The organism is Caulobacter mirabilis (genome assembly GCF_002749615.1).
GTDB classification, from domain to species: Bacteria; Pseudomonadota; Alphaproteobacteria; order Caulobacterales; family Caulobacteraceae; genus Caulobacter; species Caulobacter mirabilis.
Window position 1 is genome coordinate 3,388,924 of sequence record NZ_CP024201.1, and the last position, 10,264, is coordinate 3,399,187.

Here is a 10,264-nt window from a genome sequence, read left to right on the forward strand (position 1 = left end):
AGGCCGTCGCGCGAAAGCGGGCCTTCTAGCGACTTCGGGCCGCAGAGGCCAGGAGATATCGGCGCCGGCCGGTTCATGCCATCCTCCCCGCGGGAGGCCCTACATGATCCGCGCGAAACCCCTGGCCGTCTCCGTCATCGCCGCCACCGCCCTATCGGTGCTCTCCCTGTCCGGTTGCAACGGCACGGCCGATTTGCCGGCGGAGGCCACCTACGGCTCGGCGCCGGAGCTGACCCCGCCCGACCCGAGCGGGCCGATCCCGGTGCTCAACCCGGCCAAGGCGGTCGGCTGGCCGGCGGGCGGCGCGCCCAAGGCGCCCGCGGGGTTCACCGTCTCCCGCTTCGCCGAGGGCCTGGACCATCCGCGCTGGCTCTACCGCCTGCCCAACGGCGACGTCCTGGCGGTCGAGAGCAACAGCCCGCCGCGTGAGAAGAAGAGCCTCACCGATTGGGTCGCCGCCGACATGATGAAGAAGGCCGGCGCCGGCGTGCCCAGCGCCAACCGCATCACCCTGCTGCGCGACGCCGACGGCGACGGCAAGGCCGAGATCCGGACGGCGTTCCTGAAGGGGCTGAACTCGCCGTTCGGCGTCGCCCTGATCGGCGGCAGCCTGTATGTGGCCAACACCGACGCCCTGCTGCGCTTCCCCTACGCCGAAGGCCAGACCGAGATCACGGCGAAGGGCGAGAAGGTCGTCGACCTGCCGGCCGGCGAACCGAACGGCCATTGGACCAAGAACCTGCTGGCCAGCCCGGACGGCTCCAAGCTCTACATCGCGGTCGGTTCCCATTCGAACCTAGCCGAAGGCGGTATCGACAAAGAGAAGAACCGGGCCGGCATCCTGGAACTGACCCTGGCCACGGGGGCGCTGCGCCAGTTCGCCGGCGGCCTGCGCAACCCTGTCGGCATGGCCTGGGAGCCGACCACCGGCGCCCTTTGGACCGCCGTGAACGAGCGGGACATGCTCGGCCACGATCTGGTCCCCGACTACATGACCAGCGTCCGGGACGGCGGCTTCTACGGCTGGCCCTACAGCTACTTCGGCCAGAACGTGGACACGCGGATGAAGCCGCAGCGGCCGGACCTGGTGGCCAAGGCGATCGTCCCCGACTACGCCCTCGGCGCCCACACCGCGTCGCTGGGCCTGACCTTCGTTCCGCCGTGGACCGGAACGGTCGGCAGGGACGGCGACAAACCCGCTCGGCCCGAGGCCTGGACCCGCTTCACCGGCGGGGCCTTCATCGGCCAGCACGGCTCGTGGAACCGAAACCCGGTCAGCGGCTACAAGGTGGTATTCGTGCCGTTCAAGGACGGCAAGCCGGCCGGCAAGGCCGAGGATTTCCTGACCGGCTTCCTGAACGCCAAGGGCCAGGCGATGGGCCGCCCGGTCGGGGTGATCCCCAGCGGCGGCGGCCTGCTGGTCGCGGACGACGTCGGCAACATCGTCTGGCGCGTGGCGCCGGCCTAGGCCCTGTCGAAAGACCGTCCAACGCCTTCCCGCCGAAGGAAGCGCGTGGACGGCTTACCGATCGCCGCTACGGCGCGGGCTTCGTCGGCGTGACCGGGGCCGGCGCCGCGACCGCCGGCGCGTAATCGGCGGCATAGCTGCGCCAACCAGAAGCGATGCCGATATCGAAGCCCGACGTGAGGTTCACGCGGACCTTCTGGCCGGGCCTAAGGCGATAGGCCCCTGCCACGGCGTCGCCGACCTGGCGGACCAGCGGACCAGGATCCTTGGGCAACGCGCGCACCTTGGCGGTGACGATCAGGGTTCGGGTCGTCTGCTGTCCGTCCGTTCCGTAGAAGGTGGTGGTCGAGTCACGCACGCCAGCCTCGAGCACGCCCGGCAGCGCGGCGACCGCTGCTCGGGGCGGTTCGAGTTCGGCGATCCACTGCGGAGCGAACGACCTGCCGGCGGCCACGGCCCAGACCCCGGCGCCCAGGGCCAACAGGATCGCGCCGACCGCCGCGCCCACGGCGATGCGCGAGACCCCTGCAGGCGTCTCGGTCGCCGACACTCGCACGACCGCCGCACCGGAAACCAGGTCGTGCGCCAGCCGCCGCGAGGGCAGGTTGAACAGCAGCAGGACGATCTGGGCCAGACCGAGGCCAAACACCAGGACGATGAACGCCACCCCCAGGACGGTCATCGCGATTTCGTTCGCGATGTAGACCATCATCCCGTTCAGCATCATCGGCGTGACCAGGACCAGGGCCCGCCACAGGCTGACGGCGAGACCGAGCGGTCGGCCGCCGGTCGACATCACCTTCAGCCCCAACAGGCGCATGCCGACTGTGCGCGATCCGCCCAGTCGGCTCGACAGCACCCCGAAGTAAAGCGTCGCGACGACGAGACCGATCAGCCGTGTAGGCCCCGCCACCGACGCGAGCGCGTCATGGAAGAGCATGCCCACGCAATAACCGACCACGCCGAGCAACAAGGTGTCGACGACAAAGGCGCCGACGCGACGCCAGAAGCCGGACCAAGCCGGCGCAGACTCTTCAGACATGAACTCCCCCCAACGCGTCACGCCTCAAGAGGCGATGACACGCGCACCCTGTCAGCGAATCCGCTCAGGCGCGAGTCCGCTTACGCAACCGGCGCGGGTCGATGAAAACGAAGAACGCCCTCCCCGTTTCCGGAGAGGGCGTCTCGTCCCCTAGGAGAGGGAAACGTCGGCGTCAGAGACGCTCGACGATCGTGACGTTGGCCAGGCCGCCGCCTTCGCACATGGTCTGCAGGCCATAGCGCTTGTTCTGGTTGCGCAGGGCATGGACCAGGGTGGCCATCAGCTTCGTGCCCGAGCCGCCCAGGGGGTGGCCCAGCGCGATGGCGCCGCCGTTGACGTTCAGCTTGGCCGGGTCGGCGTCGTTGCCCTGCAGCCAGGCCAGCGGCACCGGGGCGAAGGCCTCGTTGACCTCGTACAGGTCGATCTCGTTGATCGACATGCCGGCGCGCTTGAGGGCCTTCTGCGTGGCGAACACGGGCTCCTCCAGCATGACCACCGGGTCGCCGCCGGTGACGGTCATGTGGTGGATGCGGGCCAGCGGCTCGACGCCCAGCGCCTTCAGGCCGCGCTCGTTGACGACCATCACACCCGAGGCGCCGTCGCAGATCTGGCTGGAGGTCGCCGCGGTGACCGCTCCGCCCTCGACCAGCAGCTTCACGCCCTTGATGGCGTCGAGGTTGGCGTCGAAGCGGATGCCCTCATCGACGGTGTGGACCTCCTTGGTCCCGTCGGCCGTGGTGATCTCGACGCCGACGATCTCGTTCTTGAACGCGCCCGACTGGGTGGCGGCGATCGCCTTCTGCTGGCTGGAGAAGCCGAACTCGTCGAGCAGGTCCTTGGTGAAGCCGTACTTCTTGGCGATCATCTCGGCGCCGGCGAACTGGCTGAACTGGACGCCGGGATAGCGCGCCTGGATCTGCGGGCTCATGTAGCTGCCCAGGCCGGCCTTGGCGGCGAGGATGGAGGGCGTGCCCATCGGCACGCGGCTCATGCTTTCCACGCCCGAGGCGATGACCACGTCCATCTGGCCGCTCATCACGGTGGCGGCGGCGAAGTGCAGGGCCTGCTGGCTGGAGCCGCATTGGCGGTCGACCGAAGTGGCCGGCACGCTCTCGGGGAAGCCGGCGGCCAGCACGGCGTTGCGCGCGATGTTGACCGCCTGCTCGCCGGCCTGGCCGACGCAGCCCATGATCACGTCCTCGACGAGCGCCGGATCGGCCTTGGTCGAGGCGACCAGCGACTTCAGCACTTCGCCGGCCAGATCCGCCGGATGCCAGCCGCTCAGACGGCCGCCCTTGCGGCCCCCGGCGGTCCGCGCCGCCGCGACGATATAGGCTTCGCCCATAGGTCCTCTCCCTGCGAGGTTATCGTTTACGTTCGCGGCAATGTAGGCCAACGACTGTTCGAGTCGAGTATGACGCCGCGTCAGCCGTGTTCACAAAATTCGGCGTCGGGACGCCGGCGCGTCAGAGCGCCCGACCGCCCGCAGAGGTCGCCTGTCCGACCTCGTCGGTCGGGGCGTCGGTGTGAACCCGCCGATAGCCGCCGCGCAGGAAAACCAGCGGCTCGTGGGACGGGTCGTAGCGGACCTTCAGGATACGCCCGACGAACACCTGATGATCGCCGGCCTGGAAGGCGTGGTGGGTCTCGCACTCGAAATTGGCCATGCAGCCGTTCAGCACCGGGACGCCGGTCAGCCAGGTCTCGATGCCCACGCCGTCGAACCGGTCGCAGTCGCGACGGGCGAACTGGCGAGCGACATCCTGCTGATCCACGTGCAGGACGTTGACGACGAACCGGCCCGACTGGGCCAGCGCCGGCAGACAGGACGCGCCCAGTCCGATCGAGACCAGGGCCAAGGGCGGATCCAGGCTGATCGAGGTGAAGCTGTTGGCCGTGAACCCGACCCGCCGGTCGCCGTCCAGGGTGGTGACCACGGTCACGCCGGTGGTGAAGCAACCGAAGGCGTTGCGCAGGGCGCGGGCGTCGGTCTCCGGGTCCTGGCCCAGTTCGAAGGTGTGCACGGCGTCCATCGACCGATATCTGGCCGTTGCCCGCCGCCTCGGCAAGCCTGCCGCTGCGTCAGTCAGGCGGTTCGACCGTAGAAGATCAGCCGAAACGGCCCCCACCAGAAGGTCTTGCCCAGCCCGCGCGCCGCACGATCCAGAGCCTGGGCCCGATCCGGCCGCCGCAGCGCCCATTTGGCCAGGGCGATCGGGCCATACAGCGCCGTTTGTCCCAGGCCGATCAGCATCCATTTGGCGACGCCGACAAGATCCCGCGGCGTGCTGGACCAGCAGTGCTCGGTCGGTCCCTGGCCGTAGCCGAACGCCCGGGCCAGGGTGTAGCGCAAGGTCAGCCGCGACGGGATCGGATCCTCCCAGACCCAGGCGTCCGGCGCCCAGGCGAACCGTGCGCCGGCCGCCTGCATGTTGCCGAACAGCAGGTCGTCCTCGCCGCCGATCTGATTGCGCTCGACGGCGAACGGCGTGTCGCCGCCGGGCAGGGAGGCGCGTCGGAGCAGGCTGTTGCCGCAGCCGTAGAAGTGGTCGATCGGCCCCTCTTCGGCGTCGTCGAGCCGCGAGAAGAACCGCTCGAAATAGGGACGGTAGATCGCTTCGCTCTGGGGCGCCCGGGCATGGACCGGGGCGAAGACGACATCGGCGTCATGCCGCGCCCGGGTCGTCAGCAGCGCCGCCAGCCAGCCGGCCGGGGCTTCCTGATCGTCGTCGAGGAAGGCGATCAGCCCCCCGCGCGCCGTGCGCAGAGCGGTGTTGCGGACATTGGCCACGCCCGCCGCTGGCTCGTGGGCATAGACGACCGGGAACGGCGCGTTCGCCGCGACGGCCTCGACCGCGCGCCTGGCCGACGGGACCTGATCGTTGTCGGCTACGACCAGTTCGAGGCTCGCCGGATCCACGCCTGTCTGGGCCAAGGCGGACATGAGCGCCGTCGCCAATCCGGCGGGGCGACGCTGGGTCGGGATCACGATGGAGACGGCGATGGTCATCACGCCGGAGCATGCACAGAGCGGACGAAGGGCGGGTTAACCGCGTCGCCTCCCGCAACGTCCCTCAGCCGAACGTCGCCTTCAGGATCTTCTCCAGCCAGACCACGTCGGTCTGTTCGAACGCCGCGGGGCGGTCGCTGTCGACGTCGAAGACGGCGATCAGCTTGCCGTCCGGCCCGAACACGGGAACCACGACCTCGCTCTCCGAGCGGCTGTCGCAGGCGATATGGCCCGGAAAGGCGTGGACGTCCGGTACGAACTGCGTCTGGCCGGTCGCCGCCGCCGAGCCGCAGACGCCGCGGCCGAAGGCGATGCGCAGGCAGCCGAGCGTGCCCTGGTACGGCCCGACGACCAGCTCGTCGCCCTTGGCCGGGTCGACGACATAGAAGCCGGTCCAGAAATAGTGGTCGAAGCTGTTCGCCAGCATCGAGGCCACCGTGGCCATCCGGGCGGTGACGTTCGGCTCGCCGTCCAGCACGGAGGCGATCTCGGCGGCGACCTCGGCGTAGCGGGCCTCGCGGTCGGCGGACAGGGTCAGGTCATTGAAGGCTTCGGCCATGATCAGCGCGATATAGGGCGCCTAGCCCTCCGGCGCGAGCCGGGTAAGCTGCCGCCGATCATCGAGGGAGCTCCGCCATGGCCTACTGGCTGCTGAAGTCCGAACCGGACGCCTATTCCTGGAGCGACCTGGTCGCGACCGGCGACAAGGGCGAGCCCTGGACGGGCGTTCGCAACCACACCGCCAAGCTCAACCTCATGGCCATGAAGGTCGGCGACCGCGCCTTCTTCTACCACTCGCAGGAGGGCAAGGAGATCGTCGGGATCGCCGAGGTGATCCGCGAGCACTACATCGACCCGACTGATCCCAAGGGGATTTTCGTCTGTGTCGACGTGAAGGCGGTCGAGCCCCTGCCCAAGCCCTTCACCCTGGCCGACGCCAAGGCCGATCCGGCCCTGGCGTCGATGTCGCTGGTCACCTCCTTCCGCCTGTCGGTCCAGCCGGTCACCGAGGCGGAGTGGAAGCATGTGCTGGCCAAGTCCGGCCTCTAGCCCCAGGCGCCGGCCACCTGGCGGGTGGCGACGTTGATGCGATTGAACAGGTTGGTGAGGCCGGCCATCATCACGATGGCCGACAGTCCGCGCTCGTCGAAATGGCGTGCGGCCTCGTCCCAGACCGCGTCCGGCACGGCGTCGGCGCGGTCGGCCAGTCGGGTGATCTCCTCGGTCAAGGCCAGGGCCGCCCGTTCGGCGTCGGTGTAGAAAGGCGCTTCCCGCCAAGCCGCCGCCGCCCAAATCCGATCGTCCGTCTCGCCGGCCTTCCTGGCCAGCCGCGCGCCGCCGACGATGCAGGGGCCGCAACCGTTGATCTGGCTGGCGCGCAGGTGGACCAGGTCCAGGGTCGACTGCGGCACGCCGCCCTTCTCGGTCGAGGCCTTCACGGCCAGGATGGCCTGCATGGCGTCGGGCAGCAGCATGGCGGGGTTCTTCATACGGGCTTGCATCGGTATCTCCTCGAAGGGTGTCTGACTCGACTGACGTCGCCCTCCGCCGCGTTCGTCACATCGGCTGGATTTCGTTCGTCATGGGCATGACGGACCGCGACGAGGAAACGTGACCGATGGACGAGAGAAATCTTCTGGCCGCCCGCTTCGAGGCCGAACGCCCCCGGCTGCGCCAGGCCGCCTACCGCATGCTCGGCTCTCTGGGCGAGGCCGAGGACGCCGTGCAGGAGGCCTGGCTGCGGCTGAGCCGCGCCGACGGCGGCGCGGTCGAAAACCTGGCCGGCTGGCTCACCACGGTCACCGCGCGGGTCTGCCTGGACATGCTGCGGTCGCGCCGGTCGCGGCGCGAGACTTCGCTCGATGCGGACGCGACGGACGACATCCCCAGCCGCGAGGCCGGCGTCGATCCGGAAGAGGAGACGCTGCTGGCCGACTCGATCGGCATCGCCCTGCTGGTGGTCCTGCAGACCCTGGCGCCGGCGGAGCGGATCGCCTTCGTGCTGCACGACATGTTCGACCTGCCGTTCGACGACATCGCCCCGATCGTCGAACGGTCCCCCGAGGCGACGCGCCAGCTGGCCAGCCGGGCGCGGCGGCGGGTGCGGGGCGGCGGGACGGCGGCGGACGAGGGACTGGTCGCCCAGCGCGGCGTCGTCGACGCCTTCCTCGCCGCCTCGCGGAGCGGCGACCTGCAGGGCCTGTTGGCGGTTCTGGCGCCCGACGTCGTGTTCCGCGGCGACGCCCTCGCCGTCCGCTACGGCGGGCCGACCGAGCTTCACGGCGCCGAAGCGGTGGCGGCCTCCTTCTCCGGGCGGGCGACGGGCGCGCGGCCGGCGCTGGTCGACGGCGCGGTGGCGCTGCTGGTGGCGCCGCGCGGCAAGCTGCTGCTGGTGCTGCAGCTCACGCTCAAGGACGGAAAGATCGCCGAGATCAGCGCCGTCGCCGAGCCGGAGCGGCTGGCTGGCCTCGACATGGCCCTGCTCGACCGCTGATCCGGGAGGTGGTGACATCATTCTGTTACCGAAGGGAGGCAGTCCCCCCGGGGACGCAAAGCTGGGGGACCGGATGACGACCGCGCGCACGACGACCTTGTGGACCCTCCGGGGGTTGATGCTGGCCTTGCTGGCGAGCACGGCGACCGCGGCGCTGGCGCAGACCGCCGTCCCCTCCGTGACGCCCTTCGCCGAGACCACCCCGACCGTCCGCTCGGGCGCGAACACCGCCGTCCTGGCGCTGGACGGCGCGGGCGGCGGCAGGGTCGTCGGCAGCGGCGAGCTGGGCGGGATCGAGGTCTACGGCCTGGACGGCAAGCGCTCCGGCGCGATCCCCGCCGGCGACGTCACGGCCCTGGACATCCGCTACGGCGCGCCGGTCGGCGGCCGCGAGGCCACGGTGCTGGGCGTGCTCGACACCGAGGGCGGAATCAGCCGCCTGCGGTTCTTCGACTTCGACGCCGCGACCGGCGGCACGCGCGAGCTGACCGGCGCTCCGATCACCCTGCCGTTCGCGGCCGAGAGCCTGTGCCTGTACCGCAGCCCGCTGGACCGCGGTCTCTACGCCTTCGCGCTGGGCGGACATGGCGAGATCGAGCAATGGGCGATCCATGACGACGGCGCCGGTCGATTGGCCGGCAAGCTCGTCCGCCGCCTGCACCTGGCGTCCGAGGCCGCCTACTGCACGGTCGACGATACGGACGGCGACCTCTATGTCGCCGAACAAGCCATCGGGATCTGGAAATTCCACGCCGATCCCGAGGCCGAGACCATCCCCAGGCTGATCGACGCCGTTCGCCTGGGCGCGCTCGACAAGGAGGTCGGCGGCCTGGCCCTCTACGACGGCGGCCGCGGCGCCCGCTATCTGATCGCCTCCAACGCCTCGGCCAACAGCTTTCACGTCTACGACCGCGACGCCAAGGACCGGCGCGTCGGCAGCTTCACGCTGACCGGCGTCGAGGCGGCCGGCGGCCTGTACGCGACCAGCACGGCCGGCGGCCTGCTGATCGCCATGGACGACGAGAACGCGGGCGGGACCAACTACAAGCTGGCCCGTTTCGCCGACATCGCCGCGGCGCTGAAGCTGAACGCCGGGACGCCGCAGGACCCGCGCGTCCTGGCGCCCCAGCCCCTGCCGACCGTGACGGCCACGGTCGAGACCCAGCCGGTCGAGGGCGGCGGCGATGCGGCCGACGATCCCGCCATCTGGGTGCATCCGACCGATCCCTCGAAGAGCCTGATCATCGGCACCGACAAGCAGGCCGGCCTGGGCGTCTACGACCTGTCCGGCAAGCGGGTGCAGTTCCTGGCCGACGGCCGCATGAACAACGTCGACCTGCGCGACGGCTTCAAGCTGGGCGGCCGGAGCGTGACCCTGGTCACCGCCAGCGACCGCACCAAGAACGCCATCGCCATCTATGCCCTGGACCCCGCCACGGGCCGGCTGAGCAACGTGTCCGACGGCGTCCAGCCGACCGGCCTGGGCGATCCGTATGGCCTGTGCATGTACCGCAGCCGCAAGAGCGGCCAGACCTTCGTGTTCATCAACGACACCGACGGCAAGATGCGCCAGTGGCGGCTGGTCGAGGCGGCCGGCGGCAAGGTGCGCAGCGAGCTGGTCCGCGAATTCGCCTTCGACAGCCAGACCGAGGGCTGCGTCGCCGACGACGAGCTGGGAACGCTCTACGTCGCCGAGGAGGACGTCGCGCTCTGGAAGCTGAGCGCCGAGCCCAAGGGCGGTTCGGCCAAGACCATGGTCGCCAGCGTCGCCGCCAACCCGAAGCTGAAGGACGACCTGGAAGGGGTGTCGCTGTACCTGCAGCCTAAGGGCCGCGGCTACATCGTGCTCTCGAGCCAGGGCAACAACAGCTACGCCCTGTTCCGCCGCGACGGGACGCACGACTACGCCGGCTCCTTCGCCATCATCGGCGATCCGGCCAAGGGCATCGACGGCGCGTCCGAGACCGACGGGCTGGACGTGACCAGCGTCCCGATGGGGCCCGCCTTCCCGCGCGGCGCGCTGGTGGTCCAGGACGGCCGCAACGTCAGCCCGCCGCAGCCGCAGAACTTCAAGATCGTGCCCTGGGACGCGATCGCCGAGGCGCTGAAGCTGCCGGAATAGCGCCCTCTTCGGCCTCGCCGCCGGGACCGGAGTCCCCACGCGCCGCCGCCCTGCAAACGGGGCGGCGGTTTCGAGGCGTGTCGGCGGCGGGCTCATCCTCCAAGCCTAACGCCGTGAACACGGCCGCC

At 70.1% G+C, this 10,264-nt stretch carries 10 protein-coding genes; 4 read left to right on the plus strand and 6 right to left on the minus strand.

Annotated elements, in window-relative coordinates:
• The first annotated feature begins 103 nt into the window (after window positions 1–103).
• Entirely contained in the window at window positions 104–1,468 is a 1,365-nt protein-coding gene (locus CSW64_RS16250; RefSeq protein ID WP_099623082.1) for a PQQ-dependent sugar dehydrogenase, read from the plus strand.
• A 67-nt stretch (window positions 1,469–1,535) separates the two neighbouring features.
• On the opposite strand, the gene CSW64_RS16255 is transcribed toward CSW64_RS16250, so the two are convergent.
• From CSW64_RS16255 to CSW64_RS16275, 5 genes are all read right to left on the minus strand, one after another.
• Window positions 1,536–2,510 carry an RDD family protein gene (locus tag CSW64_RS16255; RefSeq protein WP_099623083.1) on the minus strand — a complete coding sequence of 325 codons (975 nt, stop codon included), beginning with the start codon at window positions 2,508–2,510 and terminating at the stop codon, window positions 1,536–1,538.
• A 172-nt stretch (window positions 2,511–2,682) separates the two neighbouring features.
• Complete coding sequence (locus tag CSW64_RS16260; protein ID WP_099623084.1) at window positions 2,683–3,855, minus strand: acetyl-CoA C-acetyltransferase; 1,173 nt, start codon at window positions 3,853–3,855, stop codon at window positions 2,683–2,685.
• A 121-nt stretch (window positions 3,856–3,976) separates the two neighbouring features.
• Complete coding sequence (locus CSW64_RS16265) at window positions 3,977–4,543, minus strand: flavin reductase family protein (protein WP_099623085.1); 567 nt, start codon at window positions 4,541–4,543, stop codon at window positions 3,977–3,979.
• A gap of 53 nt (window positions 4,544–4,596) precedes the next feature.
• Window positions 4,597–5,520, minus strand: coding sequence for a glycosyltransferase family 2 protein (locus CSW64_RS16270; RefSeq protein WP_099623086.1), 924 nt, complete (start codon window positions 5,518–5,520; stop codon window positions 4,597–4,599).
• A gap of 64 nt (window positions 5,521–5,584) precedes the next feature.
• Window positions 5,585–6,079 carry a GAF domain-containing protein gene (locus CSW64_RS16275; RefSeq protein WP_099623087.1) on the minus strand — a complete coding sequence of 165 codons (495 nt, stop codon included), beginning with the start codon at window positions 6,077–6,079 and terminating at the stop codon, window positions 5,585–5,587.
• Between the two features lie 77 nt (window positions 6,080–6,156).
• Between CSW64_RS16275 and CSW64_RS16280 the strand changes: the two genes are divergently transcribed.
• Complete coding sequence (locus CSW64_RS16280) at window positions 6,157–6,570, plus strand: EVE domain-containing protein (RefSeq protein WP_099623088.1); 414 nt, start codon at window positions 6,157–6,159, stop codon at window positions 6,568–6,570.
• On the opposite strand, the gene CSW64_RS16285 is transcribed toward CSW64_RS16280, so the two are convergent.
• On the minus strand, window positions 6,567–7,022 hold the full coding sequence (locus tag CSW64_RS16285) for a carboxymuconolactone decarboxylase family protein (RefSeq protein ID WP_099623089.1): 456 nt from the start codon (window positions 7,020–7,022) through the stop codon (window positions 6,567–6,569). The two genes, CSW64_RS16280 and CSW64_RS16285, sit on opposite strands and share 4 nt — an antisense overlap.
• A 116-nt stretch (window positions 7,023–7,138) precedes the next feature.
• Between CSW64_RS16285 and CSW64_RS16290 the strand changes: the two genes are divergently transcribed.
• Both CSW64_RS16290 and CSW64_RS16295 read left to right on the plus strand, forming a co-directional pair.
• A complete protein-coding gene (locus CSW64_RS16290; protein WP_099623090.1) occupies window positions 7,139–8,014 on the plus strand; it encodes a sigma-70 family RNA polymerase sigma factor in 876 nt (291 codons plus the stop codon).
• A gap of 73 nt (window positions 8,015–8,087) precedes the next feature.
• Window positions 8,088–10,136: a phytase gene (locus tag CSW64_RS16295; protein ID WP_099623091.1), complete on the plus strand. Its 2,049-nt coding sequence runs from the start codon at window positions 8,088–8,090 to the stop codon at window positions 10,134–10,136.
• Window positions 10,137–10,264 lie beyond the last annotated feature (128 nt).